This is a genomic window from Sphingomonas sp. Xoc002, assembly GCF_050408055.1.
GTDB lineage: Bacteria > Pseudomonadota > Alphaproteobacteria > Sphingomonadales > Sphingomonadaceae > Sphingomonas > Sphingomonas yabuuchiae.
Map to the genome: position 1 here is coordinate 569,537 of NZ_CP191175.1, position 23,823 is coordinate 593,359.

Annotated in this window: 36 protein-coding genes; 30 read left to right on the forward strand and 6 right to left on the reverse strand. The window is 66.0% G+C overall.

The genetic code is table 11. The features are described from left to right. The first annotated feature begins 2 nt into the window (after positions 1-2). The 23 genes from rplD (at position 3) to ACQR50_RS02855 (ending at position 12,608) form a co-directional block, all read left to right on the forward strand. On the forward strand, positions 3-629 hold the full coding sequence (gene rplD, locus ACQR50_RS02745; RefSeq protein ID WP_056430747.1) for a 50S ribosomal protein L4: 627 nt from the start codon (positions 3-5) through the stop codon (positions 627-629). Beyond that, complete coding sequence (locus tag ACQR50_RS02750) at positions 622-933, forward strand: 50S ribosomal protein L23 (RefSeq protein ID WP_042491181.1); 312 nt, start codon at positions 622-624, stop codon at positions 931-933. The genes rplD and ACQR50_RS02750 overlap by 8 nt, the downstream gene beginning before the upstream one ends. A gap of 4 nt (positions 934-937) precedes the next feature. Then, positions 938-1,789 carry a 50S ribosomal protein L2 gene (gene rplB, locus ACQR50_RS02755; RefSeq protein ID WP_042491179.1) on the forward strand — a complete coding sequence of 284 codons (852 nt, stop codon included), beginning with the start codon at positions 938-940 and terminating at the stop codon, positions 1,787-1,789. 6 nt (positions 1,790-1,795) lie between these two features. Continuing rightward, positions 1,796-2,074 (forward strand): 30S ribosomal protein S19, encoded by a 279-nt coding sequence (gene rpsS, locus ACQR50_RS02760; RefSeq protein ID WP_037569384.1) that lies wholly within the window; start codon positions 1,796-1,798, stop codon positions 2,072-2,074. After that, positions 2,074-2,451: a 50S ribosomal protein L22 gene (gene rplV / locus ACQR50_RS02765; RefSeq protein WP_042491177.1), complete on the forward strand. Its 378-nt coding sequence runs from the start codon at positions 2,074-2,076 to the stop codon at positions 2,449-2,451. The genes rpsS and rplV overlap by 1 nt, the downstream gene beginning before the upstream one ends. Continuing rightward, entirely contained in the window at positions 2,451-3,161 is a 711-nt protein-coding gene (gene rpsC / locus ACQR50_RS02770) for a 30S ribosomal protein S3 (RefSeq protein ID WP_056430744.1), read from the forward strand. Before rplV ends, rpsC begins: the two co-directional genes overlap by 1 nt. Positions 3,162-3,173: 12 nt before the next feature. Continuing rightward, entirely contained in the window at positions 3,174-3,608 is a 435-nt protein-coding gene (gene rplP, locus ACQR50_RS02775; protein ID WP_007406071.1) for a 50S ribosomal protein L16, read from the forward strand. After that, positions 3,608-3,808, forward strand: a complete 201-nt coding sequence (rpmC, locus tag ACQR50_RS02780; RefSeq protein WP_007406063.1) for a 50S ribosomal protein L29 — start codon at positions 3,608-3,610, stop codon at positions 3,806-3,808. Before rplP ends, rpmC begins: the two co-directional genes overlap by 1 nt. Positions 3,809-3,820: 12 nt before the next feature. Beyond that, the gene (gene rpsQ / locus ACQR50_RS02785) at positions 3,821-4,093 is read left to right on the forward strand and encodes a 30S ribosomal protein S17 (RefSeq protein ID WP_056430742.1); all 273 of its coding nucleotides are present in this window, start codon (positions 3,821-3,823) and stop codon (positions 4,091-4,093) included. A gap of 234 nt (positions 4,094-4,327) precedes the next feature. Further along, entirely contained in the window at positions 4,328-4,696 is a 369-nt protein-coding gene (rplN, locus tag ACQR50_RS02790; RefSeq protein WP_007406105.1) for a 50S ribosomal protein L14, read from the forward strand. Then, on the forward strand, positions 4,696-5,013 hold the full coding sequence (rplX, locus tag ACQR50_RS02795; RefSeq protein WP_007406132.1) for a 50S ribosomal protein L24: 318 nt from the start codon (positions 4,696-4,698) through the stop codon (positions 5,011-5,013). Before rplN ends, rplX begins: the two co-directional genes overlap by 1 nt. Continuing rightward, positions 5,006-5,587, forward strand: a complete 582-nt coding sequence (gene rplE / locus ACQR50_RS02800; RefSeq protein WP_042491169.1) for a 50S ribosomal protein L5 — start codon at positions 5,006-5,008, stop codon at positions 5,585-5,587. Before rplX ends, rplE begins: the two co-directional genes overlap by 8 nt. A gap of 57 nt (positions 5,588-5,644) precedes the next feature. Continuing rightward, positions 5,645-5,950, forward strand: a complete 306-nt coding sequence (rpsN, locus tag ACQR50_RS02805) for a 30S ribosomal protein S14 (RefSeq protein WP_042491166.1) — start codon at positions 5,645-5,647, stop codon at positions 5,948-5,950. Positions 5,951-5,962: 12 nt separating this feature from the next. Beyond that, the gene (gene rpsH, locus ACQR50_RS02810) at positions 5,963-6,358 is read left to right on the forward strand and encodes a 30S ribosomal protein S8 (protein ID WP_042491163.1); all 396 of its coding nucleotides are present in this window, start codon (positions 5,963-5,965) and stop codon (positions 6,356-6,358) included. After that, positions 6,358-6,891: a 50S ribosomal protein L6 gene (rplF, locus tag ACQR50_RS02815; protein WP_042491159.1), complete on the forward strand. Its 534-nt coding sequence runs from the start codon at positions 6,358-6,360 to the stop codon at positions 6,889-6,891. The genes rpsH and rplF overlap by 1 nt, the downstream gene beginning before the upstream one ends. Next, complete coding sequence (gene rplR / locus ACQR50_RS02820) at positions 6,891-7,247, forward strand: 50S ribosomal protein L18 (protein WP_056430739.1); 357 nt, start codon at positions 6,891-6,893, stop codon at positions 7,245-7,247. Before rplF ends, rplR begins: the two co-directional genes overlap by 1 nt. Position 7,248: 1 nt before the next feature. After that, positions 7,249-7,968, forward strand: a complete 720-nt coding sequence (gene rpsE / locus ACQR50_RS02825; protein WP_322540288.1) for a 30S ribosomal protein S5 — start codon at positions 7,249-7,251, stop codon at positions 7,966-7,968. A gap of 6 nt (positions 7,969-7,974) precedes the next feature. Next, positions 7,975-8,151 (forward strand): 50S ribosomal protein L30, encoded by a 177-nt coding sequence (gene rpmD / locus ACQR50_RS02830; RefSeq protein ID WP_042491154.1) that lies wholly within the window; start codon positions 7,975-7,977, stop codon positions 8,149-8,151. A 148-nt stretch (positions 8,152-8,299) separates the two neighbouring features. Next, positions 8,300-8,830 carry a 50S ribosomal protein L15 gene (gene rplO, locus ACQR50_RS02835; RefSeq protein ID WP_058746469.1) on the forward strand — a complete coding sequence of 177 codons (531 nt, stop codon included), beginning with the start codon at positions 8,300-8,302 and terminating at the stop codon, positions 8,828-8,830. 158 nt (positions 8,831-8,988) lie between these two features. Beyond that, positions 8,989-10,353: a preprotein translocase subunit SecY gene (secY, locus tag ACQR50_RS02840; protein ID WP_056430733.1), complete on the forward strand. Its 1,365-nt coding sequence runs from the start codon at positions 8,989-8,991 to the stop codon at positions 10,351-10,353. Positions 10,354-10,397: 44 nt separating this feature from the next. Next, a complete protein-coding gene (locus ACQR50_RS02845) occupies positions 10,398-11,045 on the forward strand; it encodes an adenylate kinase (protein WP_428970627.1) in 648 nt (215 codons plus the stop codon). A gap of 319 nt (positions 11,046-11,364) precedes the next feature. Beyond that, entirely contained in the window at positions 11,365-12,243 is an 879-nt protein-coding gene (locus ACQR50_RS02850) for a tyrosine recombinase XerC (protein WP_428969718.1), read from the forward strand. A 62-nt stretch (positions 12,244-12,305) separates the two neighbouring features. Further along, complete coding sequence (locus tag ACQR50_RS02855; protein WP_428969719.1) at positions 12,306-12,608, forward strand: hypothetical protein; 303 nt, start codon at positions 12,306-12,308, stop codon at positions 12,606-12,608. Positions 12,609-12,617: 9 nt separating this feature from the next. Here the strand turns inward: ACQR50_RS02855 and ACQR50_RS02860 are convergent, their stop codons facing one another. Beyond that, entirely contained in the window at positions 12,618-13,223 is a 606-nt protein-coding gene (locus ACQR50_RS02860) for a DedA family protein (protein ID WP_056430728.1), read from the reverse strand. A 127-nt stretch (positions 13,224-13,350) separates the two neighbouring features. Here ACQR50_RS02860 and lepB point away from each other — a divergent pair, with 127 nt between their 5' ends. Next, on the forward strand, positions 13,351-14,169 hold the full coding sequence (gene lepB / locus ACQR50_RS02865; RefSeq protein ID WP_428970628.1) for a signal peptidase I: 819 nt from the start codon (positions 13,351-13,353) through the stop codon (positions 14,167-14,169). Beyond that, positions 14,124-14,831 carry a ribonuclease III gene (rnc, locus tag ACQR50_RS02870; RefSeq protein WP_294242694.1) on the forward strand — a complete coding sequence of 236 codons (708 nt, stop codon included), beginning with the start codon at positions 14,124-14,126 and terminating at the stop codon, positions 14,829-14,831. Before lepB ends, rnc begins: the two co-directional genes overlap by 46 nt. 74 nt (positions 14,832-14,905) lie before the next feature. Here the strand turns inward: rnc and ACQR50_RS02875 are convergent, their stop codons facing one another. Continuing rightward, positions 14,906-15,127, reverse strand: coding sequence for a hypothetical protein (locus ACQR50_RS02875; protein ID WP_056430721.1), 222 nt, complete (start codon positions 15,125-15,127; stop codon positions 14,906-14,908). Between the two features lie 138 nt (positions 15,128-15,265). Here ACQR50_RS02875 and era point away from each other — a divergent pair, with 138 nt between their 5' ends. Beyond that, the gene (gene era, locus ACQR50_RS02880; protein WP_076714924.1) at positions 15,266-16,162 is read left to right on the forward strand and encodes a GTPase Era; all 897 of its coding nucleotides are present in this window, start codon (positions 15,266-15,268) and stop codon (positions 16,160-16,162) included. Positions 16,163-16,344: 182 nt separating this feature from the next. On the opposite strand, the gene queG is transcribed toward era, so the two are convergent. Next, on the reverse strand, positions 16,345-17,394 hold the full coding sequence (gene queG, locus ACQR50_RS02885) for a tRNA epoxyqueuosine(34) reductase QueG (RefSeq protein WP_428969720.1): 1,050 nt from the start codon (positions 17,392-17,394) through the stop codon (positions 16,345-16,347). A gap of 41 nt (positions 17,395-17,435) precedes the next feature. Between queG and ACQR50_RS02890 the strand changes: the two genes are divergently transcribed. From ACQR50_RS02890 to msrB, 3 genes are all read left to right on the forward strand, one after another. Then, on the forward strand, positions 17,436-18,347 hold the full coding sequence (locus ACQR50_RS02890) for an ABC transporter ATP-binding protein (RefSeq protein ID WP_428969721.1): 912 nt from the start codon (positions 17,436-17,438) through the stop codon (positions 18,345-18,347). Continuing rightward, positions 18,344-19,570: an ABC transporter permease gene (locus ACQR50_RS02895; RefSeq protein WP_428969722.1), complete on the forward strand. Its 1,227-nt coding sequence runs from the start codon at positions 18,344-18,346 to the stop codon at positions 19,568-19,570. Before ACQR50_RS02890 ends, ACQR50_RS02895 begins: the two co-directional genes overlap by 4 nt. 187 nt (positions 19,571-19,757) lie before the next feature. Then, positions 19,758-20,252 carry a peptide-methionine (R)-S-oxide reductase MsrB gene (msrB, locus tag ACQR50_RS02900; protein WP_428969723.1) on the forward strand — a complete coding sequence of 165 codons (495 nt, stop codon included), beginning with the start codon at positions 19,758-19,760 and terminating at the stop codon, positions 20,250-20,252. A gap of 129 nt (positions 20,253-20,381) precedes the next feature. Here msrB and ACQR50_RS02905 read toward each other — a convergent pair whose 3' ends face one another. Further along, positions 20,382-20,876 (reverse strand): CHAP domain-containing protein, encoded by a 495-nt coding sequence (locus tag ACQR50_RS02905; protein ID WP_244489696.1) that lies wholly within the window; start codon positions 20,874-20,876, stop codon positions 20,382-20,384. Positions 20,877-21,110: 234 nt separating this feature from the next. After that, positions 21,111-22,967: a M1 family metallopeptidase gene (locus ACQR50_RS02910; protein ID WP_428969724.1), complete on the reverse strand. Its 1,857-nt coding sequence runs from the start codon at positions 22,965-22,967 to the stop codon at positions 21,111-21,113. A gap of 98 nt (positions 22,968-23,065) precedes the next feature. Between ACQR50_RS02910 and ACQR50_RS02915 the strand changes: the two genes are divergently transcribed. Continuing rightward, on the forward strand, positions 23,066-23,467 hold the full coding sequence (locus ACQR50_RS02915) for an HIRAN domain-containing protein (protein WP_428969725.1): 402 nt from the start codon (positions 23,066-23,068) through the stop codon (positions 23,465-23,467). A 91-nt stretch (positions 23,468-23,558) separates the two neighbouring features. Here ACQR50_RS02915 and ACQR50_RS02920 read toward each other — a convergent pair whose 3' ends face one another. Beyond that, entirely contained in the window at positions 23,559-23,795 is a 237-nt protein-coding gene (locus tag ACQR50_RS02920) for a hypothetical protein (protein ID WP_056430701.1), read from the reverse strand. Between the last annotated feature and the right edge of the window lie 28 nt (positions 23,796-23,823).

Sequence of the window (23,823 nt, forward strand, 5' to 3'; positions counted from 1 at the left end):
TCGTGAAGGTCAAGGTTCAATCCTTCGCCGGCACCGACGCCGCGGACATCGAGCTCAACGACGAGGTCTTCGGCCTCGATCCGCGCGCCGACATCCTGCACCGCGTTGTGACCTGGCAGCTGGAAAAGCGTCGCGCCACCGCGCGCGGCACCCGTGAGCGCGCCGATGTCGCGCGTTCGGGCAAGAAGCTCGGTCGTCAGAAGGGCGGCGGTGTCGCTCGTCACGGCGATCGCCGGGCCCCCGTCTTCATCGGCGGTGGTAAGGCGCACGGCGCCCGCGTCCGCGACTTCAACCCGGGTCTGAACAAGAAGGTTCGCGCCCTGGGTCTGAAGATGGCGCTGTCGAGCCATGCCAAGGCGGGTTCGCTGATCGTGATGAACGATCTGGCGGTCGCTGGTAACAAGACGAAGACACTGCAGGGCGATCTGGCGAAGCTCGGCTTCGGCAAGACCGCGCTGGTCATCGATGGCGACGCCGTCGAGACGTCGTTCGCACTGGCCGCAGGCAACCTGAAGGAAATCAACGTCCTTCCGGCCGCTGGCGCCAATGTCTACGACATTCTGAAGCATGACACCCTGGTGCTGACGCGCTCGGCTGTCGAAAAGCTGGAGGCCCGTTTCCATGGCTAAGCAGCAGAAGGCGGTCGATCCGCGTCATTACGACGTGATCGTTGCGCCGCACATCACCGAGAAAGCGACGCTCCTGAGCGAGCACAACGCCGTGGTGTTCAAGGTCGCCCCCGGTGCTACCAAGCCCGAGATCAAGGCGGCGGTGGAAGCGCTGTTCGACGTCAACGTCACCGGCGTGAACACCATCGTCCAGAAGGGCAAGACCAAGAAGTGGAAGGGCGCTCCGTACCAGCGCTCGGACATGAAGAAGGCGATCGTCACCCTCAAGGACGGTCAGTCCATTGACGTGACGACGGGGATCTGAGCCGATGGCACTCAAGCATTATAACCCGACGAGCCCGGCCCGCCGCGGCCTGATCCTCGTCGACCGCTCGGCGCTCTGGAAGGGCGCGCCCGTCAAGGCGCTCACCGAAGGCAAGCGCAAGACCGGCGGCCGCAACAACAAGGGCCATGTGACCAGCCGCGGTATCGCGGGCGGCCACAAGCAGCGCTATCGCTTCATCGACTTCAAGCGTCGCCAGTGGGACGTCGAGGGCACCGTGGAGCGGATCGAATATGATCCCAACCGCACCGCCTTCATCGCGCTCATCAACTATGGCACCGACGAAGCCGGCAAGGTCGACCAGTCCTACATCATCGCGCCCCAGCGTCTCGCTGTCGGCGACAAGGTGATCGCGGGCAAGAAGACCGACGTGAAGCCTGGCAACGCCATGGAACTGGGCCAGATGCCGGTCGGCACGATCGTCCACAACGTCGAGATGAAGCCCGGCAAGGGCGGTCAGATCGCACGTTCGGCCGGCACCTATGTGCAGGTCGTGGGCCGCGACAAGGGCATGGTCATCGTCCGTCTGAACTCGGGCGAGCAGCGCTACATCCATGCGAACTGCATGGCGACCGTCGGCGCGGTGTCGAACCCCGACAACGGCAACACCAACCTGGCGAAGGCTGGTCGCAACCGTTGGAAGGGCCATCGCCCGCTGACCCGGGGTGTTGCGAAGAACCCGGTCGACCACCCGCACGGCGGTGGTGAAGGCCGGACCTCGGGCGGCCGTCATCCGGTCACCCCGTGGGGCAAGCCGACGAAGGGTGCGCGCACTCGTCACAACAAGGCGACGGACAAGATGATCATCCGTAGCCGTCACGCCAAGAAGAAGGGCTAACACGTAATGGCTCGTTCCGTTTGGAAGGGTCCTTTCGTGGACCTCCATCTCCTGAAGAAGGCCGAAGTGGCTCAGGATGCTGGCAACCGTGCAGGTCCGATCAAGACCTGGTCGCGTCGCTCGACCATCCTGCCGTCGTTCGTCGGTCTGACCTTCAACGTCTACAACGGTCGCAAGTTCGTTCCCGTCTCGGTGAACGAGGACATGGTCGGCATGAAGCTCGGTGAATTCGCGCCCACGCGCTACTTCCCCGGCCACGCTGCCGACAAGAAGGGTAAGCGCTGATGTCGAAGCCCGCATCCCCCCGCAAGGTCGGTGACAAGGAAGCGCTGTCGGTCGGCACGCAGATCCGTGGTTCGGCGCAGAAGCTGAACCTGGTCGCGGCGCTCATCCGCGGCAAGAAGGTCGGCGACGCGATGAACATCCTCGCCTTCTCGACGAAGGCGATGGCCGTCGACGCGCGCAAGATCCTGGCCTCCGCGATCGCCAATGCCGAGAACAACCACAACCTCGACGTCGACTCGCTCGTCGTCGCAGAGGCGTCGGTCGGCAAGTCGATCACCATGAAGCGTTTCGCGACGCGCGGCCGTGGCAAGTCCACCCGCATCCTGAAGCCGTTTTCGCGGCTCCGCATCGTCGTCCGCGAGCAGGAAGAAGCATAATGGGTCAGAAGAGCAATCCGATCGGCCTGCGTCTCCAGATCAACCGTACCTGGGACAGCCGCTGGTTCGCCGAAGGCCATGACTATGGCCGCCTGCTGCTGGAGGATCTGAAGATCCGCCAGTTCATCATGAAGACGCTGCCCCAGGCCGCGATCTCGAAGGTCGTCATCGAGCGTCCGGCCAAGCTGTGCCGCATCTCGATCTTCGCGGCGCGTCCGGGCGTGATCATCGGCAAGAAGGGCGCCGACATCGAAAAGCTTCGCAAGAAGCTCGGTTCGATGACCTCGTCCGACGTGTCGCTGAACATCGTCGAGATCCGCAAGCCCGAGATCGACGCCAAGCTCGTCGCCCAGGGCGTGGCCGACCAGCTGGAGCGCCGTATCGCGTTCCGTCGCGCCATGAAGCGTGCGGTGCAGTCCGCGCTCCGTCTGGGCGCCGAAGGCATCCGTATCACCTGCGGCGGCCGTCTGGGCGGCGCGGAAATCGCGCGTACCGAATGGTATCGTGAAGGCCGCGTTCCGCTGCACACGCTGCGTGCGAACGTCGACTATGCCGAAGCGCAGGCGCACACCGCTTATGGTGTGTGCGGCGTGAAGGTGTGGATCTTCAAGGGCGAGATCCTGGGCCATGACCCCATGGCGCAGGACCGGCTGATGATGGAGGCTCAGACCTCCGGCGTGCGCCCGGCGCGCGACGATCATCGCCGCTAAGGATCAAAGAACATGCTGCAACCAAAGCGCACCAAGTTCCGCAAGGCCTTCAAGGGCCGCATCCACGGCGATGCGAAGGGCGGCACCAGCCTGAACTTCGGTTCCTATGGCCTGAAGGCCATGGAGCCGGAGCGTATCACGGCTCGCCAGATCGAGGCGGCTCGCCGCGCGATCACGCGTCACATCAAGCGTCAGGGTCGTCTCTGGATCCGCATCTTCCCGGACGTCCCCGTCTCGTCGAAGCCTGCCGAAGTCCGCATGGGCTCGGGTAAGGGTTCGCCGGAATTCTGGGCCGCCCGCGTGAAGCCGGGTCGCATCCTGTTCGAACTCGACGGTGTCGACGGCCCGCTGGCCGCCGAGGCATTCGAGCGCGCCGCGATGAAGCTGCCCATCAAGACCAAGGTCGTTGCCCGCCTGGGCGACACCTCGCACCTCGGAGGCGAGTAATGGCCAAGACTGAATATACCGGCCAGAGCGACGACCAGCTCGTCGAGGCGCTGGGCAACCTGAAGCGCGAGCAGTTCAACCTGCGCTTCCAGGCGGCCACGAGCCAGCTCGAAAAGCCCAGCCGGGTCAAGGAAGTCCGTCGCGACATCGCGCGGATCAAGACCATCCAGGCGCAGCGCACCGCTGCGGCTGCCAAGTAAGGACCGAGACACATGCCGAAGCGCGTGCTGACCGGGGTGATTGTCTCGGACAAGACCGACAAGACGGTCGTCGTCAATGTGGAGCGGAAGGTTAAGCACCCCCTCTACGGCAAGATCATCCGTCGGTCGAAGAAGTACCACGCCCATGACGAGGCGAACGAGTACAAGGCCGGTGAGACGGTGCGGATCGAAGAGACCGCCCCGATCTCGAAGCTGAAGACCTGGAAGGTCGTCGAGCGGGTCGATACCCACATGACGCCGGAACGGGCCTCGGCCGAGGGCTGAACCCTTTGACTTCGGGCCCCGTCCCTCCGGATCGGAGGGGCGGGGTTCGGATTTGAGGGCGCCCTTCGGGGCAAAGAGCGGATTGGTCGAAAGCGGCGGGGCGACTCGCTTGCCTTTCGAGCCAGGAGTGGCTATGGGGCCTCTCCCCCTGGCGCGGACACCCGCGCCGGGGGTCGTTTTTTAAGGCGGGGTAGGGTCGGTATCCTCCCCCAGAAGAGAGAAGGAAGCGGATCCATGATCCAGATGCAGTCCAATCTCGACGTCGCTGACAACAGCGGCGCGAAGCGGGTGCAGTGCATCAAGGTGCTGGGCGGCTCGAAGCGCCGTACGGCATCGGTCGGCGACATCATCGTCGTCAGCGTCAAGGAAGCGCAGCCGCGTGGCCGCGTGAAGAAGGGCGACGTTCACCGCGCGGTGATCGTGCGTACCGCCAAGGACATCCGTCGCGCCGACGGTTCGGTGATCCGTTTCGACGGTAACGCCGCCGTGCTGGTCAACAAGAACGAGGAGCCGATCGGCACCCGTATCTTTGGCCCGGTCGTGCGTGAGCTTCGCGGCAAGAAGCACATGAAGATCATCTCGCTGGCGCCGGAGGTTTTGTAATGGCCGCTGCACGCATCAAGAAGGGTGACAAGGTCATCGTCCTGTCCGGCAAGGACAAGGGCAAGACCGGCACCGTGTCGCTGGCGATGCCGAAGGACGGCAAGGTCGTCGTGGACGGCGTCAACATCGCCACCCGTCACCGCAAGCCCACCCAGGCGAACCCGCAGGGTGGCCTGGAGCGCACCGCTGCTCCGCTGCACATCTCGAAGGTTGCGCACGTGACCGCCGATGGCAAGCCGACCCGCGTCCGTTTCGAGACGCAGGATGGCAAGAAGGTCCGCGTGGCCGTCAAGACCGGGGAGAAGATCGATGGCTGATTACAAGCCCCGCATGAAGGCTATCTATGATGATAGCATCGTCAAGGCGATGACCGACAAGTTCGGTTACAAGAACGTCAACGAGATCCCCCGGATCGAGAAGATCGTGCTCAACATGGGCGTGGGCGAAGCGACGCAGGACAAGAAGCGCGTCGACCAGGCCGCCTCCGAGATGGAGCTGATCGCGGGTCAGAAGCCCGTCATCACCAAGGCGAAGAAGTCGATCGCGCAGTTCAAGCTGCGTGAAGGCATGCCGATCGGTGTGAAGGTCACGCTGCGTCGCGAGCGCATGTACGAGTTCCTGGACCGCTTCATCACGATCGCGCTGCCGCGCGTTCGCGACTTCCGCGGCCTGAACCCGAAGTCCTTCGACGGTCGCGGCAACTATGCCTGCGGCATCAAGGAACAGATCATCTTCCCCGAAATCAACTATGACCGCATCGACAAGGTGCGCGGCATGGATGTGATCGTGACCACCTCGGCGAAGACCGACGACGAAGCGCGCGAGCTGCTCCGTCTGTTCGGCTTCCCGTTCCCCAAGGAAGACGCTGCCGACGAGAAGAAGGCGGCGTAACCGGACTGCCCCCTCTCCACGCCGGGGAGGGGGTCCTTACAGAAAGAGCTTAAGTCCATGGCGAAACTGAGTTCAATCAATAAGAACGAGAAGCGTCGCGCTCTCGTCAAGAAGTATGCGGGCAAGTACGCGAAGCTGAAGGCGATCGCGAACGACCAGAGCCTCGATGAGACCGAGCGTCTGATCGCGCGCCTCAAGATGGCCGAGATCCCCCGCAACGGCAATCCGACCCGTATCCGCAACCGTTGCGAGATCACCGGTCGCCCGCGTGCGTATTACCGCAAGTTCCGTCTCGCTCGCGTCATGCTGCGTGAACTGGCCAACAAGGGCCAGATCCCCGGCGTCACCAAGTCGAGCTGGTAAGGACCATTTGAGATGGCAGTGACCGATCCCCTGGGTGACTTGCTCACCCGCATCCGCAACGGCCAGCGCGCGCGCAAGGACTCCGTCCTGACGCCTGCGTCGAAGCTGCGCGTCCGCGTGCTCGACGTGCTTCAGCGCGAGGGCTATATCCGTGGCTACAGCGAAGAGCAGATGGGCCCCGCGGCCGGCATCCGCATCGAGCTGAAGTATTTCGAAGGCCAGCCCGCGATCAAGCATGTCGCGCGCGTGTCGAAGCCCGGCCGCCGTATCTATTCGGGCGCGCAGGACCTTCCCCGCGTTCGCAACGGCCTGGGCATCACCATCGTATCGACGCCGCGTGGCGTTCTGTCGGACGCCGAAGCGCGTGAGCAGAACGTCGGTGGCGAAGTCCTGGCGGAGGTGTTCTGATGAGCCGCATCGGTAAGAAGGCGGTCCCGGTTCCGGCCGGCGTCACCGCGACCATCGCCGACAAGGTGCTGAGCGTGAAGGGTCCCAAGGGCACCCTCTCCATGCCGCTCGCCGACGAGATCACCTATGACGTCCAGGCGGACGCCATCGCGGTGCAGCCTGCCAACGCCACGAAGCGCGCGCGCGCCTTCTGGGGCATGCAGCGCACCATGGTGCAGAACCTCGTCACCGGCGTGACCGCAGGCTTCTCGAAGAAGCTGGTCATCACCGGCGTCGGCTACCGCGCCGCCGCGCAGGGCAAGACCCTGAAGCTGCAGCTCGGCTACAGCCACGACGTCAACATCGACGTGCCGGAAGGCCTCGAGGTGAAGACGCCGGACGCCACCACCGTCGAAATCAGCGGTGCGGACAAGCAGAAGGTCGGCCAGCTGGCCGCTGAGATCCGCCGCTGGCGCAAGCCCGAGCCGTATAAGGGCAAGGGCATCAAGTACGACGGCGAGTTCATCTTCCGCAAGGAAGGGAAGAAGAAGTAATGACCAAGGGTCTCTCTCTTTTCGAGAAGCGCCGTCGGCGCAACCGTACCGCGCTGCGTGCGCGTGCGGGCACCCGTCCGCGCCTGTCGGTGCATCGCTCGGGCAAGCACATCTATGCCCAGGTGATCGACGACGAGGCAGGTCGTACCGTGGCTTCGGCCTCGACGCTGGAGAAGGACGCACGCGGCCAGTCGGGCGCGAACGTCGCAGCGGCGACCGAAGTCGGCAAGCGCGTGGCCGAAATGGCCAAGGCCGCCGGCGTCACGCAGGTCGTTTTCGACCGTGGCGGCTTCCTGTTCCACGGTCGCGTCAAGGCGCTGGCCGAGGCGGCACGCGAAGCGGGATTGGAGTTCTAATATGGCTGACGAGAACAACGTGGCCGTTGCCGGTGCCGAAGGCGCCGCGCAGGACGCGACCCAGGGTCGTGGTCCCCGGGGCGGCCGTGGCCGTGGTCCGGGCGGTGGTGACCGCGGCCGTGGCGGCCGTGACGGCAACCGTGGTCGTCGCGACGACCGTCGCGGTGGACCTGAGGAGCAGGGCGAAGAGCTGATCGAAAAGCTCGTCCACATCAACCGCGTCTCGAAGACCGTGAAGGGCGGTAAGCGTTTCGGCTTCGCCGCGCTCGTCGTGGTCGGCGACGGCAAGGGACGTGCGGGCTTCGGTCATGGCAAGGCGCGCGAAGTGCCGGAAGCCATCTCGAAGGCGACGGCTGCCGCCAAGAAGGCGATGGTCCGCGTTCCGCTGAAGGACGGTCGCACGCTGCATCATGATGGCAACGGCCATTTCGGTGCGGGCCGCGTGACGGTGCGTTCGGCCCCGCAGGGTACCGGCATCATCGCCGGTGGTCCGATGCGCGCCATCTTCGAATCGCTCGGCGTTGCCGACGTGGTGACGAAGTCGGTTGGTACGTCGAACCCGTACAACATGATCCGTGCCACCTTCGAAGCGCTGGGCGACCAGACTTCGCCGAAGGCGGTGGCGCAGCGTCGTGGCAAGAAGATCGCCGACCTGCTGGGTCGCGGTCACGGTGCCACCCAGCAGACTGCCGAGGCGGAAGCCGCGGCCGTCGTGGAGTAAGCGACCATGGCTACCATCAAGATCAAGCAGACCGGTTCGCCGATCCGCCGCACCAAGGACCAGCGCGCGACCCTCGTCGGCCTGGGCCTGAACAAGATGCACAAGGTCTCCGAGCTTCAGGACAGCCCTGAAGTCCGCGGCATGATCCGCAAGGTGCAGCACATGGTTCAGGTGGTGGACTGAGGCTTGTCGTAAGACAGACTCACATCCGTCACATTGAACAGTGACAAACACGGGGAAGGGGGCTATGCGGCCCCCTTCCTTTTATCTAGCGGCCGCGATTCTCAACCATCACGGCCATGCGCGAAACAAGCGAAAGCGAGTGCAAATCATGAAGCTGAACGAACTTTTCGACAACCAGGGTGCCCGCAAGTCCAAGATCCGCGTCGGTCGCGGTATCGGTTCGGGCAAGGGCAAGACCGGTGGTCGCGGCGTCAAGGGTCAGAAGAGCCGTGAGGGCGTGTCCATCGCGGGCTTCGAGGGCGGTCAGATGCCGCTCCACATGCGTCTGCCGAAGCGTGGCTTCAACAACATCTTCGCCAAGGACTATGCCGAGGTGAACCTGGGCGCGATCCAGAAGGCGATCGACTCGGGCAAGCTGAAGACCGACGGCACGATCGACCACGCCGCGCTGAAGGCCGCTGGCCTGGCGCGTGGCGGCAAGGACGGCGTGCGTCTGCTCGGCAAGGGCGAGCTGACCACCAAGCTGTCGTTCGTCGTGCAGGGCGTGTCGGCTTCGGCGCGTGAAGCGGTCGAGAAGGCCGGTGGTTCGGTCGACGTGCCGCACGTCGTGCCCGCCGCCGAAAAGGCCGCCGCGAAGAAGGGCCAGGCCCGCGCCGCGAAGCTCGCCGCCAAGGCCTGAACCGGATAGGATCCGCCGCTGTCGAACGGCTTTGCGCCGGGGTGACAGCGGCGGATTTTGCATCCGGGTTAGACAAGCGCGTCTTCGCGCCTATATGAGCGGCGGGGCGGTTCAAAACGCATCCCGCCGTTTTTCGTTTCCAGGATAACGCAACAGCTATGGCATCCGCAGCCGACCAGATGGCGCAAAGCATCAGCCTGGCGAAATTCGCCAAGGCCACCGACCTCAAGAAGCGGCTGTGGTTCACCATCGGCGCGCTGATCGTCTTCCGCCTGCTCAGCTATGTCCCGCTGCCGGGCGTCGACCCGACCGCGCTGGGCCTGCTGAGCCAGAAGACCACGGGCGGCGTGCTCGACTTCTTCAACACCTTCTCGGGCGGTTCGCTCAGCCGCATGTCGCTGATCGCGCTGGGCGTGATGCCGTACATCACGGCGTCGATCGTCGTGCAGCTCGCGACCTCGCTGAGCCCGCAGCTCGCCGCCATCAAGAAGGAAGGCGAGAGCGGCCGCAAGAAGCTGAACCAGTATACCCGCTACGGCACCGTGCTGCTGACCGCGATCCAGGGCTATTTCATCGCCGTGGGTCTCGAGACGCTGGGCGCCAGCCAGGGCATCCAGGCGGTGATCGAGCCGGGCATGACCTTCCGCATCGCGGCGGTCATCTCGCTGATCGGCGGTACGATGTTCCTGATGTGGCTGGGTGAGCAGATCACCAGCCGCGGCATCGGCAACGGCGTGTCGCTGATCATCATGGCGGGCATCGTCGCGCATCTGCCGACCACGCTGGTCAACCTGCTTGAAGGCGGCCGGACCGGCAGCATCGATCCGGTCCGCCTGATCGGCATCATCGTCGCGGTCGTCGTCCTGATCCTCTTCATCTGCTTCATGGAGCGCGCGCAGCGCCGCATCCTGATCCAGTACCCGAAGCGCGCGACGCAGCGGGGCATGCAGGCCGATCGCAGCCACCTGCCGCTGAAGATCAACACGGCGGGCGTGATCCCTCCGATCTTCGCCTCGTCGCTGCTGCTGATGCCGCTGACGATCTCGCAGTTTGCGGGCCAGCGCGTCGCGGGCGAGAGCCGCTGGGGCGACTTCATCATCAGCCTGAACCAGTATCTGCAGCACGGCAGCCCCGTGTACATGCTGCTCTACGGCGCGGGCATTATCTTCTTCTCGTTCTTCTACACCGCGGTTGTCTTCAACCCGGAGGAGACGGCGGACAATCTGAAGCGCTATGGCGGGTTCATCCCCGGCATCCGTCCGGGCAAGAACACCGAGACCTATCTCGACTATGTGCTGACCCGCATCACGGTGCTGGGCGCGGCCTATCTGACGATCATCTGTCTGCTGCCGGAATATCTGGTCTCGGCGCTCCAGATCCCCTTCTATCTGGGCGGCACCAGCCTGCTGATCGTCGTCAACGTGACGATGGACACGGTGACCCAGATCCAGAGCCACTTGCTGGCGCATCAATATGGCGATCTGATCAAGAAGGCGAAGCTGAAGGGCGGTCGCCTGCGCTGAGGCGCAGGCGGATTTCAGGGTAAAGAGGGGAGATAGACGTGGGCGTGAACATCATCCTGCTGGGACCGCCGGGCGCGGGCAAGGGAACCCAGGCGCAGCGGCTGGTGGCCAATCGCGGCATGGTGCAGCTGTCGACCGGCGACATGCTGCGCGCGGCGGTCAAGGCGGGCACCCCCGTCGGCCTCCAGGCCAAGGCGGTGATGGATGCGGGCGAGCTGGTGTCGGACGCGATCGTCTCGGCGCTGATCGGCGAGCGGCTGGACGCGGCCGAGGCGGAAGGCGGCGCGATCTTCGACGGCTATCCCCGGACGGAGGCGCAGGCCGAGGCGCTGGACGTGCTGCTGGCCGAGCGCGGCAAGTCGCTCGACCATGTCATCGAGCTGGCGGTGGACGAGGATGCGCTGGTCGAGCGCATTACGGGCCGCTTCACCTGCGCCTCGTGCGGGGCGGGCTATCACGACAGCTTCAAGCCGACTCAGGTCGAGGGCGTCTGCGACGTCTGCGGTTCGACCGAGTTCAAGCGTCGCCCCGACGACAATGCCGAGACGGTGCGCACGCGCATGGCCGAATACCGCGCCAAGACCGCGCCGATCCTGCCGCTCTATGAGGCGCGCGGCATCGTGACGCGGGTCGACGGCATGGCGGCGATGGATGCGGTCGGGGCGGAGATCGACACGATCCTCGATCGCTGATCCGAACCAAGGTGTTTGAAGAGGGGCGTTTCCGAAAGGAAGCGCCTCTTTTTCGTTTCGGGTGGGTGCGGGGCCATATGCAAAGCCCCTCTCCCGGCAGGGGGAGGGGTTGGGGAGGGGCAAGGGCCACAAGCCGAATGCTCGGTGAGACCCCGATGCCCTCCCCCATCCCCTCCCGCCTGCGGGAGGGGAGCGTCCCGAGGACAGCGCGGGCATCAAGGGGTGCCGCTGGTGCAAGGGCACCGATTCGCCGAACCCCTACGCCGCCTTGCAGGCATAGCCTCTCGCATCTGCCCGCTTCGGATCGTACACCCGCCCCATGACCGCGCTGATCGCCGACTATTACCGCCACCTCACGGTCGACCTGCGCCGTTCCGACCATACGGTGCGCGCCTATGTCGCGACGGCGGAACGGCTCTGCGGTTTCCTGTCGGCCCATTGGGGCGAGGCCGTCGACGGGCCTGCGCTGTCCCGCGTGACCGCCGCCGACCTGCGCGCCTTTCTGGCCGCGCGCCGGGGTGAGGGGCTGACCGCCGCCTCCACCGCGCGGGAATTGTCGGCGGTACGGACCTTCCTCCACTGGACCGGCGTCGAGCCGCCCCCGCTGAAAGGCCTCCGCCGCAAACGAAGCCTGCCGCGCCCCCAGTCCCCCGCCGACATCATGGCCCTGGGCGAGGACATGGCCGAGAATGCCGCCGAGCCATGGATCGCGGCACGCGACTGGGCGGTGCTGCTGCTGCTGTACGGCGCGGGGCTGCGCATCGGCGAGGCGATGGCGCTGACCGCCGATATCCTGCCGCTGGGCGAGACGATCCGCGTGCTGGGCAAGCGGGGCAAGACCCGGATCGTGCCGTTGCTGCCCGAATTGCGTAGCGCGATCGAGGACTATGCCCGCCAGTCGCCCTATCCGATGATCCCGGGCGAGCCGTTGTTCCGGGGGGCCAAGGGCGGGCCGCTATCGCCCGCGATCATCCGCCGCGCGGTGCAGGGCGCGCGCGAGCGATTGGGGCTTGGCGGACGGACGACGCCCCATGCGCTGCGCCACAGCTTCGCCACGCATCTGTTGGGGCGGGGTGCGGATTTGCGGCAGCTTCAGGAGTTGCTCGGCCATGCCAGTCTCAGCTCGACGCAAATCTATACGGCGGTCGACGCCGCGCATCTGCTCGACATCTACCGCACCGCGCATCCGCGTGCTTAGCGCTTGACTGCTTTGGGGCATGACCTGATAGTTTCCAGGCCATCGGATGTTGGAGTGGTTCCATGCCATTGGGCCCGACCTGCCCTTGTTGCCATGCCAGAGTGCCGTTCGGGCGAACGCAGATCGAAGTGGGAAAGGCCTTTGTCTGCCGAAGCTGTGGCACCCAGCTGGTGATGTCGCGATGGCAATCCTTCCTGATCGCCTTTCCCATCATTGCCGTCTACATGATCGTACGGCCGGCCCTGCGGTCCATGGACCTGGCATTCTGGCTCTTGTCGCTGGTCATGGTGGCCGCCGTGGCTGGCGTAAGTTGGCTTTTCATGAAGCCGCGACCTGTCGAGAGCGACAAGGCGGAGGCGGGCTAGGCGTCCGGCCTAGCGTTCCCCGCGTGGCTTCCAAGTGAAGACGCGCCAGAGATAGCCGCCGACCATCAGCACCGTCATCGCGATGGCGGCGGGGCCGACATAGCGGTTGATCGCCTCGAAATTGGCACCCAGCCACAGGCCCGCATAGGCGAGGATCGCGTTCCAGATCGTGCTGCCCGCAAAGGTCCAGATCAGGAACTTGGCCAGCGGCATCCGCGTGATCCCGGCAGGCAGCGAGATCATCGTGCGGAAGGCGGGCATGAAGCGGAACACGAACACCACCCATCCGCCATGCCGCACGAAGAACAGGTGCAACCGCTCGACGTCGCGCCACTCCATCGTCAGCCAGCGGCCATATTTGTCGACGAAGGGGCGGAACCGCTCATAGCCGATATAGCGGCCGACCGCGTACCACGCGTAATTGCCGATCGTGGTCCCGGCCGTACCCCACAGGATCAGCGGGATCATCGCCATGTCGCCGCGCGCGACCGCCATGCCGCCCAGGCCCATAATGACCTCGGACGGGATGGGCGGCACGATATTTTCCAGCGCCATCAGCAGGAAAATACCGAAATAGCCGCCCCAGGCGATGAGGTTGAGGATGAAATCGGTCATGGGTGAAGGGATGTACCGATGAAGGGAAGGGCGGTTCCCCCTAAAGCTGCCCGGAGGGGAGGGAAAGAGGCCGGGCCGCCCGCTGGCGACACTTGACGACGGGGGCGGCTTGCGCGAACCCGACGCGATGGCCGACACCCCGCAAAAATCACCTGAAACGTCGCCGGAGAAGTCGGAGACGAAGGACACGTTGCGCTTCTTCCTGAAGCTGGCGCTGTTCGTCTTCATCCTGCGCAGCCTGATCGTCACGTCCTTCGTGATCCCGTCGGAATCGATGCTGCCGCGTCTGCTGATCGGCGACTATCTGTTCGTGACCAAGTGGAATTACGGCTATTCGCGCTGGTCCTTCCCTTTCGGCCTGCCGCTGCTGCCCGGCCGTATCCTGGGGCGCGACCCGGCACGCGGCGATGTGGTGGTGTTCCGCTCGCCCGAGCCGGACGACCATGACGTCATCAAGCGGGTGATCGGCCTGCCCGGCGACACGATCCAGGTGCGTGAGGGGCAGGTGTTCCTGAACGGCCTCGCGATCCCGAAACAGCGGATCGCCGACTTCATCCTGCCGCTGACCCCCAATTTCGATGCGAACAAGTGCGGGCCGTTCCTCGACACCGTCTCCGGCCAGCCGGTTTGCCGCTATCCCCGGTTCCGTGAGACGTTGCCGAACGGCAAAAGCTATGACGTGCTCGACCAGGGCAATTTCCCCGAGGCCGACGATACCGGCGTCTATACCGTTCCCGCCGATCACGTCTTTCTTATGGGGGACAATCGCGACGACTCGGCGGACAGCCGCTTCGCGCCGCCGCGCGGCATGGGCATGATCCCGATGAACCGGCTGGAGGGCCGCGCCGCCGTCACCTTCTTCTCGACCGACGGCTCGGCCGAATGGATCAAGCCCTGGACCTGGGTGTCGGCCGCGCGCTGGAACCGGATCGGAGAAGGGTTTTGAGCGCCGTCGATGACTGGCTCGCCGGAATCCTGGGGCGCGCGCCGAGCGATGCGGCCCCCTTCCACCGTGCGCTGACCCATGGCAGCCAGGCCGCCGAGAATTACGAGCGGCTGGAGTTTCTGGGCGACCGGGTGCTGGGGCTGATCATGGCCGAATGGCTGTGGGAGCAGTTCCCCGCCGAGCCCGAGGGGCAGTTGTCGCGCCGTCTCAACTCGCTGGTGACGGGCGCGGTCTGCGCCGATGTGGCACGCGACCTGGGCGTGCGCGAGCATCTGCGGCTGGGCAAGCAGGCGCGCGACGACGGCGCTTCTGATAGCGACAATGTGCTGGGCGACGTGATGGAGGCACTGATCGGTGCCTGGTATCGCGAGGCGGGGCTGGAAGCGGCGCGCGCCTTCATCCGCAAGGCGTGGGGCGACCGGGTGCATTCGCAGGGGAAAGCCCCGCAGCATCCGAAGTCGGCGCTTCAGGAATGGGCGGCCGCGCATAACCGCAAGGCGCCCGAATATGTGGTGGTGGACCGTTCGGGTCCGCACCATGCGCCGCGCTTCACCGTGGCGGTGCGGATCGGCCGTACGGCGGAAGTGACGGCGACCGGGGCCAACAAGCAGGAAGCCGAGACGGCGGCCGCGAAGGCGATGCTGGCGAAGTTGAAGGCTTGACGCGGGGGGGCTTCGGCTTCGCTTAGCCTGAGCGAAGTCGAAGGCCACGCCCCGACCTCGCCCAGCTACCGAACTTAACGCCCCTTGGCGGCCGCCGCTTCCTTCTTGGCCTGCACCTTGGCACGGTGATGGCCGATGGCGCAGCCCGCGGCGGCACCCAGCACCGCATGGCCCTTGCCGACGAAATGCCCGCCGACGCCGCCCACGGCCGCGCCCTTCAGGCACCCCTTGGCCGAGGCGGGGCCCGCGACGGTCAACAGCGCAGCGGCCGACAGGGCGGTGAGAAGGGTCTTCATAACGTCTCTCCTTGCACGCGAAATCGTGGCCGAAAAAATGCGCGCGAAGCCGTGGCCGTTCCGTGATCCGACCATTACATTCCGTCCATGTGGGCGGACCGTTGCGGGAAGGGGGCGGGACCTGTACCGCTGGCGGTCATGACTGAACAACGTTGCGGCCTCGTGGCCGTCGTCGGCGCGCCCAATGCCGGCAAATCCACCCTCGTCAATGCCCTGGTCGGCCAGAAGGTCGCGATCGTCAGCCCCAAGGCGCAGACGACTCGGGCCAAGCTGCTCGGCGTCGCGATCGAGGGGGATGCCCAGATCCTGCTGGTCGACACCCCCGGCATCTTCGAGCCCAAGCGCCGCCTGGACCGCGCGATGGTCGCCGCCGCCTGGGAAGGCGCGGAGGGCGCCGACATCCTGGCGCTGGTCGTCGACGGCAAGGGCGGCATCGGCCCCAAGATCCATGCCATCGCCGAGTCGATCGCCCACCGGCCCGAGCCGAAGCATCTGATCCTCAACAAGGTCGACATCGCCGACAAGGCGCGGCTGCTGACCCATGCGGAAAAGCTGAACGAGGTCGTGAAGTTCGACGAGACCTGGTTCATCTCGGCGCAGACGGGGGATGGCTTGCCGCAGCTGAAGACCCGGCTGGCTTCGCTGATGCCCGAGGGGCCGTGGCATTATCCCGAGGATCAGGTGTCCGACGCGACCGAGCGGGCCCTGGCGGCCGAGGTGACGCGCGAGCAGCTCTATCTCCAGCTTCACGCCGAACTGCCTTACGCCAGTGCGGTCGAGACCGAGGCGTATAAGGAGCGCGAGGACGGATCGGTCGAGATCCACCAGCAGATCCTGGTCGAACGCCCGACCCAGCGCGCCATCGTGCTGGGCAAGAACGGCGTGCGGATCAAGGAAATCGGCGCACGGTCGCGCGCGCAGTTGTCCGAGCTGCTGGGACAGAAAGTGCATCTGTACCTGCATGTGAAGGTCAAGCCGGGCTGGGACGAGGATCGCTCGGTCTACAAGGATATCGGGTTGGACTGGGTGGATTGATTTTTGGGGTTGGGGCTCGGTGAGACACCGTGGCCCTCCCCCATCCCCTCCCGCCTGCGGGAGGGGCGTGCCCGGCCATACGGCGGTGCGCTTCAACAGGCGCTGAGTTGGCGGATTGCGCTTGAGGTCCGCCAAGCAACGCACCCCTCCCGCAAGCGGGAGGGGATGGGGGAGGGCAGGGGCTAGGCCACGCCCTCGCCCAACCGCCCCAAAGCCCACTCCGCCGCCTCGACGACCACCGGATCGCTGTCCCCCAGCAACCCCCGCAACACCGGCACCAACTCCGCCGCCCCGCTATTCCCCGCCGCGATCGCGGCATTGCGCACCATCCGGTTGCGCCCGATCCGCTTGATCGGCGAGCCTGAAAACACCTGTCGGAACTCGGCATCGTCCAGCGACAGCAGGTCCCCCAACTCCGGCGCGGTCAGCTCGGCGCGGGGATGGAACGCCATGTTCGCCTGCGCTGCCGCCGCGAACTTGTTCCACGGGCACACCGCCAGACAGTCGTCGCAACCATAGATGCGGTTGCCCATCGCCACCCGAAACTCCTCCGGGATCGGCCCGGCATGTTCGATCGTCAGATAGGAAATGCATCGCCGCGCATCGAGCTGGTACGGTGCCGGAAACGCGTCGGTAGGGCAGGCCCGCTGACACGCGTCGCAGCGCCCGCAGGTGTCGCGCGCCACCGCGTCGGGCTCCAGCGCCAGCGTGGTGTAGATCGCGCCCAGGAACAGCCAGCTGCCATGATCGCGGCTGACCAGATTGGTGTGCTTGCCTTGCCAGCCCAGCCCGGCCGCCTCGGCCAGCGGCTTTTCCATCACCGGGGCGGTGTCGACGAAGACCTTCAGGTCGCACGCCGCCTCCTGCGCCAGCCAGCGGCCCAGCGCCTTCAACTGGCGCTTCACGACATCGTGATAGTCCGCCCCCTGCGCATAGACCGAAATGCGTCCGATCCGCCCTTGATCCGCCAGCCGCATCGGGTCTTCGGCGGGGGCATAGCTGACGCCGAGCGAGATGATGCTCCTCACCTCGGGCCACAGGCTGGCGGGGCTCTGCCGCTGGTGCGCGCGGTCGGCCATCCAGATCATCGATCCGTGACGTCCCTCGGCGAGCCATTGGTGCAGCCGCTCGACCGTCTTGGGGGCGGCATCGGCATGGGTGATGCCGATCGCGGCAAAGCCCAGTTCGGCCGCCTTTGCCTTGATCCGGGTTTCCAGCTTGTCTTGCGCCACATACGCCCGCTACCACAGGCGATCAGGGAGGGACAATCAGCGTGGATAATCAGTGGGCGGTCACCGCCTCGGGCCTTGCCAAGCGGTTCGGCGACCGGCGGGTCGTCGATGGCGTCGACATCGCCGTGCCGACGGGGGCGGTGTACGGCGTGCTGGGCCCCAATGGCGCGGGCAAGACGACGACGCTGCGCATGCTGCTGGGCATTATCGAACCCGATGAGGGACAGCGCAGCCTGCTCGGCCATGCCCATCCGCGCGATGCCAGCGATCTGGTCGGCTATCTGCCCGAGGAGCGTGGGCTCTATCCTGCGATGAAGGCGCGCGATGCGATCGTCTTCATGGGCGCGCTGCGCGGGCTGGACCGCGCGACCGGGCGGGTGCGGGCGGACGAGCTGCTCGAACAGGCCGGGCTCGGCCATGCCGCCGACAGCAAGATCCGCAAATTGTCCAAGGGCATGGCGCAGCTCGTCCAGCTGCTCGGCTCGGTCGTCCACCGCCCGAAGCTGCTGGTGCTGGACGAACCCTTTTCGGGACTGGATCCGGTCAACCAGGAACGGCTGGAGGCGCTGATCCTCGGCGAGCGCGACCGGGGGGCGACCATCCTGTTCTCCACCCATGTCATGGCCCATGCCGAGCGGCTGTGCGACCGGCTGGCGATCATCGCCGGGGGCCGCCGCCGGTTCGAGGGGACGGTGGACGATGCGCGGGGCACGCTGACCGCCCAAGTGCGCTATCGGCCGCGCGACCCGGAGCGGGTGCTGCCGGAACTGCTGCCCGCCGATGCGGTGCGCGAAGGCGCGGACTGGCGCTTCCCGATGCCCGAGCAGGGAATCGAGCCGATACTGGGCCGCCTGCTGACGGCGGGGGCGGGCATCCTGAACCTGTCGATCGAGCGGCCCAGCCTTCACGAAGCCTTTGTCCGCATCGTCGGCGAACAGGAGATGGCGGCATGAGCCAGACCCGCCGGTTGGTCCGCCAGACGATGACGATCGCACGCCGCGATTTCATCGCCACCGTCTTCACCCCCATCTTCCTGCTGTTCCTGTTCGCGCCGCTGATCATGGTGGCGTTCAGCACCATCGGTGCCCTGGGCGCGGCGCAGGCGGCGGACCATGGCGCCGACCGGGTGCGGATCGTCGCGATCGTGTCCGATGCGACGGCCACCGCTTTTGCCGCTGCCGACCGCCAGTCGCGCACGATCTTCCGCCGGGACGAGGAGCCGCCCGAGCTGGTGACGCTGCCCCCCGCACGCGATCCGGCCGCGCAGGCGCGCGCCGCGTTTGAGTCGCCCGACTATGACGCGACCGCCGTGCTCTATGGCCCGCTCGACCGGCCCACCATCCTGTACGGCGCACGTGGGCAGCGGGCGGCGGATTATCTGGCGGTGCTGGCGACCGGCGCGCTCTCGGCCGAGCGGCTGGGTGGCGAACTGCCCAAGGTCACCCCGCGCAAGCTGGCCTTCTCGCGCCAGCGCGCAACGCTGGGCGGACAGAATCAGACGGCGTCGCTGGCGGTCTTCGGTGTGTTCTTCCTGACCCTGTTCCTGGCGGGACAGGTCGTCGGGACCATGGCCGAGGAGCGGTCGAACAAGGTCATCGAGGTGCTCGCCGCCGCCGTGCCGCTGGAGGCGGTGTTCCTGGGCAAGCTGCTGGGCATGTTCGGGGTAGCGGTGCTGTTCATCGGCTTCTGGGGCACGGTGCTCGGTCAGGTGGCGAGCCTGTTGCCGCCCACCTTTGCCGGGATGGTCGGCGAATTGTCGCCTGCCGTGGGCCTGCCGATGTTCGTCATGCTGTTCGTCGCCTATTTCACCATGGCCTATCTGCTGCTCGGCTCGGTGTTCCTGACGATCGGAGCGCAGGCCTCGACCATGCGCGAGATTCAGATGCTCTCGCTGCCGATCACCATCATCCAAGTCGGCATGTTCACCCTGACCTTGAGCGGGCTGTCGCAACCGGGCAGCTGGCTGGCGCTGGTGGCCGAAGTGTTTCCGCTCTCCTCGCCCTTTGCGATGGCGGGCGTGGCGGCGGCGAGCGATGCGCTGTGGCCACATGCGGTGGCGCTGGCGTGGCAGGCCTTGTGGGTCGCGCTGTTCGTGACGCTGGGCGCGCGGCTGTTCCGGCGCGGCGTGCTGCAATCGGGCAGCACGCGACCCTTCTGGCGACGCAAGGGGGCGTAAGATTTTTCCTCCCCAAGCATAGCTTGGGGAGGGGGACCATCGCGCCAGCGATGGTGGAGGGGTAAGGGGACGCCAGCCCGCCCCTCCACCACCGGGCTGACGCCCGGCGGTCCCCCTCCCCATCGAAGATGGGGAGGATCGAAGGTGGGGCCTTATCGCGCTGGGATGTCCTCCCTATCTTGGGTCGATGACCGCATCCCCTTCCGATCGCCGCCATTTTCTCTCGTTGATGGGGCTTGGCACCTTAGGTGTCGGGCTGTCCGCCTGTGGCCGTCAGGCCGAGGCGGCGGAACGCTTTCCGGTTGCGATGAGCGATGCCGCGTGGAAACAGAAGCTCGGCTCGGCGGCCTATGACGTTCTGCGGCGCGAGGGCACCGAACGGCCCTATAGCAGCCCGCTCAACAACGAGCATCGCAGCGGCATCTTTTCCTGCAAGGGGTGCGCGCAGCCGCTGTTTTCGTCAAAGGCCAAGTTCGAGAGCGGTACCGGCTGGCCAAGCTTCTGGGCGCCCTTGCCGCGGGCGGTGGCGACGGAATCGGACCGGTCGCTGATGATGGAGCGGGTCGAGGTGCATTGCAGCCGCTGTGGCGGGCATCTGGGCCATGTCTTCGACGACGGGCCCAAGCCGACGGGCAAGCGTTACTGCATGAACGGCGTGGCGATGACGTTCCGGGCGGGGTGACGGCTGGTCCGTCGCTCCGGTGACGGTTCCCCTTGGCCTTCGGCTGCGCTCCACCACAGCCGTTCACGTGGAGCCAAGTCGAAGCGCACGTTCCGCGCTATGGGCTGGGCCTTGGCGCCCGGCAGGAAATTACTGGATCGGCGCTGCGAAGGTCAGGATGCCGTTGACACGGCCGCTGTCGCGCGAAGCGATCTGGGTGGCGGGCAGGTCGGCGACGCCGCTCTTGTGGCCCGAATAGATGAAACCCTTGGTCGGATAGGCCGACGTGCCCAGGCCGCCATTGGGGCCGTACCAGACCTTGACCATCGACCAGTCGTTGTTCGGCGAGACGTCGACGGCGCGGACGTCGCGCTCGATGCCGCCGCGACGCGACCAGTTGGCATGGGTCAGGAGGACTTCGCGGTCGCTGACGACCTTGCTGACCATGGCGACATGGCCGACGCGCATCCGGCTGGTGGATTCGAAGGCGAGGACCGAGCCCTGTTCCGGGGTGTGGCCGCGCTGATAGCGGCCTTCGGCCTGGCCCCACCAGGTGTTGGCGTTGCCGTGAAGATCGATGCCCGAGATTTCGCGGGCATAGGGGGCGCACTGCCAGAACTGCGCGGCAGCGGGGGTGGCCATCATCAGGCCGCACGTTGCCATCAGCGCGAATCGCACTGCGAATGCCTTGAACTTCACTGGACCCCCCGGTCGGAATGTCGGTGTGAGTGTCGATTAACCGGGGCTAAACATGTTGGAAAGCGCCGCCGGAACCATATCCGGTGAACGGTGTTCCGGCGGCGGTGACCTGAAAAATCGGCGGCGAAACGAGTTTTTCGTTCCTCGTTTCGCCGCGTTTCGCCGCCCGGATGGCTCGGTTTATCGCCCGAGCAGGCGATCCACCGTGACTTGCGTCACCGAATGATAGCCGGGACGCGCCTTGTCATAGATTCGCTTGGCCAGCGCCTGGCCCCATTCGCCCTGTCCCTGAAGCTGCTGGAACAGCGGCGCGACGAATTTGCGGCGGCCCTGCGAGGTCAGGAACTGCTCGGCCGAGGCCTCGGCGGGCGGATAGCGATTGGCGAGCGCGAGGCGAAGCCAGGCAAAGCGGATCTCGCTATTGCCCGTCTCGTTCCAGTGGAACCGTCCGTCGAGCGCGGCAAGGCGTTCGGCAGACAGCTGGCGGGGCAACTGGTCGAGGAAGCGGACATATTCCTGCGTCGTGACCTTGTCGGGCACCGCCGAGACGGGGCCACCGGCGGCGAACGCCTTGGCTGCCGCATCGATCGCGGGGAAGGCGTCGGAACGGACATGGACGGCGTTGGCGGGGATACCCGGCTGATAGACCCATTGGTCGACGCCGATCTTTGCGTCCTCGCCGGGCTTGAGCAAATTCTTGCGCAGATCGGCCAGGAAGCCCGCGCTGGTCTGCGGCTGGAAGGCATGGCGATCGAAATAGCCGCGCAAGTAAGCATCCCAGCGGGCGCGGCCGACGACAGACTCGATGGTGCGCAGGAAGGTCGCGCCCTTGTCATAGGCGATCTGGGTCATGCCGTCGTCGGGATCACGCTTGGCATCCAGATCGAGGTGCAGCTTGGCGTCGGGCGACTGCGGACCGCCAGCCTCTTTCACCGCATTCATCATGTCGGTCCAGGCCAGGTCGGCCTCCATGGCGGCGCGGCGCTTGCCGTACATCGACTCCATGATCCGGTTCTCGAAATAGCTGGTGAAGCCTTCGTTCAGCCAGAAATCGTCCCAGGTCGCGTTGGTGACGAGATTGCCCGACCAGCTATGCGCCAGCTCATGCGCGATCAGGCTGACGAGGCTGCGGTCCCCCGCCAGCACGGTCGGCGTCGCGAAGGTCAGCATGGGGTTCTCCATGCCGCCGAACGGGAAGCTGGGCGGCAGGACCAGCACGTCGTAGCGACCCCAGCGATAGGGGCCGTACAGCCCCTCGGCGGCGGTCACGAACTTGTCGAGCCCGGCAAACTCCCACGCCGATTTGTCGAGCATCGCGGGCTCGGTCCAGATGCCGGTGTTGGCGCTGAGCGGCTTGAACTTCAGGTCGCCGATGGCCAGCGCGATCAGATAGGGGGCGACCGGCTTGTCCATGCGATAGCGGGCGGTGTGGCGGCCGTCATTGCACGGCGTCTCGCCGGTCCGCTCGCCGCTCATCACGACGGTCAGCGCGCAGGGGGCGTTGACGGTGGCGTCCCAGGTCTGGCGGATGCCGGGCGAATCCTGCGTCGGGATCCAGCTGCGGTTGAGGATCGCCTCGCCCTGGCTGAACAGATAGGGCTGCTTCTTGCCCGCCGTCTGTTCGGGCGACAGCCATTGCAGCGCCTTGGCGCCGGGCGCCGAGGCATAGGCGATCTTGATCGTGCGATTGCCGTTCAGCGTGATGGTCAGCGGCGCGCCATGAACCTTGTCGACCGCGCCGACCGTGTAGGGCAGGGGGCGGTTCTGCGCGTCGGTGACGGTGACGATGCGCAAGCCGTTATCGTCGACGACCAGTTGCTTTGCATCGGGCCGGGCATCGACCGACAGGGTCGCGATCCCGCGCATCACATGGGTGTCGAAATCGGCATAGAGGTTCAGCGAGACATGGGTGACCCGCGCCTCGAGGGGCTGCGCATAGCTGTGGACGTCACGCGCATCGGCGCTGGTCAGGACCGGCGCGACGTTCGGGGCGGGGGATTGGGCGGCGAGCAGCATCGCCAGGGCGGCCAGGGACATGGGCACTCCGAATGGGACAGGATGATTGCACCATAGCCGGATTGCCGATGAATGGGAGGGCTCTGGACGCAGGGGCTTCGCATAACCAGTTAGGCGGCATGGACGAATTGACGCTGGCCGTGGTCGGGATCGACTTTCCCAATGAGGACAAGGCGCGGAGCAATCGGCGGTTCGAGCTGCTCGCCTCGGCCATCGGCGATCCGGTGAGCCTGCGACCCGAGCCGCGCAACCGCCATGATCCCCATGCGATCGCCGTCTTCAGCGCCCGCGATGTGCAGGTGGGTTATCTCTCCGCCGAGCGAGCGCCGCTGGTCGGTGCGCGGATGCGGCGTGGGGAGGACGTACAGGCGGTATATCAGGGGCTGAAAGGCTCGGTGGCCTATATCCGGGTGCGTTTCGGCGGCGGTACACCGACCATCCCCCGTGCGGTCGAGTCCATGCCGGAGAAAGAGGAGGATGATTTCTTCCCCGATCCCGACGGCCCCGAATGGGGGGCCTGAAGCGGGCCACAAAAAAGGGAGCCGAAACCGGCTCCCTTTCCGTCCGCCTGAGCGGTGAAGGCCCGGGCGGGGTTGCCCCCGCCCGCGACAATCAGTTGCTGTCCGCGCTGTCGTCCTTGACGACGGCGACGACGCCGATCGCGACGACGCCAGCAGCGATCAGAGCAGCCAGGATGCCGCCGCCGGCCAGCTTGTTGCCCTTGGCGGTCGGAGCCGAAGCGCGAACCGACTTCGAAACCGACAGGCTGGCAGCCGGGTTGGTCGGCGCAGCGGCGACCGGAGCAGCAACCAGAGCCGTGGCGGCGACAGCAGACAGGAACTTCATCATAATCAATCTCCCATGGCGAACGACCGCC

Coding starts and splice junctions, on each gene's coding strand:
- rpsC (WP_056430744.1), top strand. CDS start 2,451: ATGGGTCAGAAGAGCAATCCGATCGGCCTGCGTCTCCAGATCAACCGT.
- ACQR50_RS02905 (WP_244489696.1), bottom strand. CDS start 20,876: ATGATGGCCACCCCCGCTGCCGCGCAGTTCTGGCAGTGCGCCCCCTAT.
- rpsQ (WP_056430742.1), top strand. CDS start 3,821: ATGCCGAAGCGCGTGCTGACCGGGGTGATTGTCTCGGACAAGACCGAC.
- rpmC (WP_007406063.1), top strand. CDS start 3,608: ATGGCCAAGACTGAATATACCGGCCAGAGCGACGACCAGCTCGTCGAG.
- rplP (WP_007406071.1), top strand. CDS start 3,174: ATGCTGCAACCAAAGCGCACCAAGTTCCGCAAGGCCTTCAAGGGCCGC.
- ACQR50_RS02875 (WP_056430721.1), bottom strand. CDS start 15,127: ATGAAGACCCTTCTCACCGCCCTGTCGGCCGCTGCGCTGTTGACCGTC.
- ACQR50_RS02915 (WP_428969725.1), top strand. CDS start 23,066: ATGGACGAATTGACGCTGGCCGTGGTCGGGATCGACTTTCCCAATGAG.
- ACQR50_RS02895 (WP_428969722.1), top strand. CDS start 18,344: ATGAGCCAGACCCGCCGGTTGGTCCGCCAGACGATGACGATCGCACGC.
- rplB (WP_042491179.1), top strand. CDS start 938: ATGGCACTCAAGCATTATAACCCGACGAGCCCGGCCCGCCGCGGCCTG.
- ACQR50_RS02855 (WP_428969719.1), top strand. CDS start 12,306: ATGCCATTGGGCCCGACCTGCCCTTGTTGCCATGCCAGAGTGCCGTTC.
- rpmD (WP_042491154.1), top strand. CDS start 7,975: ATGGCTACCATCAAGATCAAGCAGACCGGTTCGCCGATCCGCCGCACC.
- rplO (WP_058746469.1), top strand. CDS start 8,300: ATGAAGCTGAACGAACTTTTCGACAACCAGGGTGCCCGCAAGTCCAAG.
- rpsE (WP_322540288.1), top strand. CDS start 7,249: ATGGCTGACGAGAACAACGTGGCCGTTGCCGGTGCCGAAGGCGCCGCG.
- rpsH (WP_042491163.1), top strand. CDS start 5,963: ATGGCAGTGACCGATCCCCTGGGTGACTTGCTCACCCGCATCCGCAAC.
- ACQR50_RS02910 (WP_428969724.1), bottom strand. CDS start 22,967: ATGTCCCTGGCCGCCCTGGCGATGCTGCTCGCCGCCCAATCCCCCGCC.
- lepB (WP_428970628.1), top strand. CDS start 13,351: ATGGCCGACACCCCGCAAAAATCACCTGAAACGTCGCCGGAGAAGTCG.
- ACQR50_RS02920 (WP_056430701.1), bottom strand. CDS start 23,795: ATGATGAAGTTCCTGTCTGCTGTCGCCGCCACGGCTCTGGTTGCTGCT.
- era (WP_076714924.1), top strand. CDS start 15,266: ATGACTGAACAACGTTGCGGCCTCGTGGCCGTCGTCGGCGCGCCCAAT.
- rpsN (WP_042491166.1), top strand. CDS start 5,645: ATGGCGAAACTGAGTTCAATCAATAAGAACGAGAAGCGTCGCGCTCTC.
- rplN (WP_007406105.1), top strand. CDS start 4,328: ATGATCCAGATGCAGTCCAATCTCGACGTCGCTGACAACAGCGGCGCG.
- rplX (WP_007406132.1), top strand. CDS start 4,696: ATGGCCGCTGCACGCATCAAGAAGGGTGACAAGGTCATCGTCCTGTCC.
- ACQR50_RS02750 (WP_042491181.1), top strand. CDS start 622: ATGGCTAAGCAGCAGAAGGCGGTCGATCCGCGTCATTACGACGTGATC.
- rpsS (WP_037569384.1), top strand. CDS start 1,796: ATGGCTCGTTCCGTTTGGAAGGGTCCTTTCGTGGACCTCCATCTCCTG.
- ACQR50_RS02860 (WP_056430728.1), bottom strand. CDS start 13,223: ATGACCGATTTCATCCTCAACCTCATCGCCTGGGGCGGCTATTTCGGT.
- rplE (WP_042491169.1), top strand. CDS start 5,006: ATGGCTGATTACAAGCCCCGCATGAAGGCTATCTATGATGATAGCATC.
- ACQR50_RS02850 (WP_428969718.1), top strand. CDS start 11,365: ATGACCGCGCTGATCGCCGACTATTACCGCCACCTCACGGTCGACCTG.
- rplF (WP_042491159.1), top strand. CDS start 6,358: ATGAGCCGCATCGGTAAGAAGGCGGTCCCGGTTCCGGCCGGCGTCACC.
- secY (WP_056430733.1), top strand. CDS start 8,989: ATGGCATCCGCAGCCGACCAGATGGCGCAAAGCATCAGCCTGGCGAAA.
- rplV (WP_042491177.1), top strand. CDS start 2,074: ATGTCGAAGCCCGCATCCCCCCGCAAGGTCGGTGACAAGGAAGCGCTG.
- msrB (WP_428969723.1), top strand. CDS start 19,758: ATGACCGCATCCCCTTCCGATCGCCGCCATTTTCTCTCGTTGATGGGG.
- rplR (WP_056430739.1), top strand. CDS start 6,891: ATGACCAAGGGTCTCTCTCTTTTCGAGAAGCGCCGTCGGCGCAACCGT.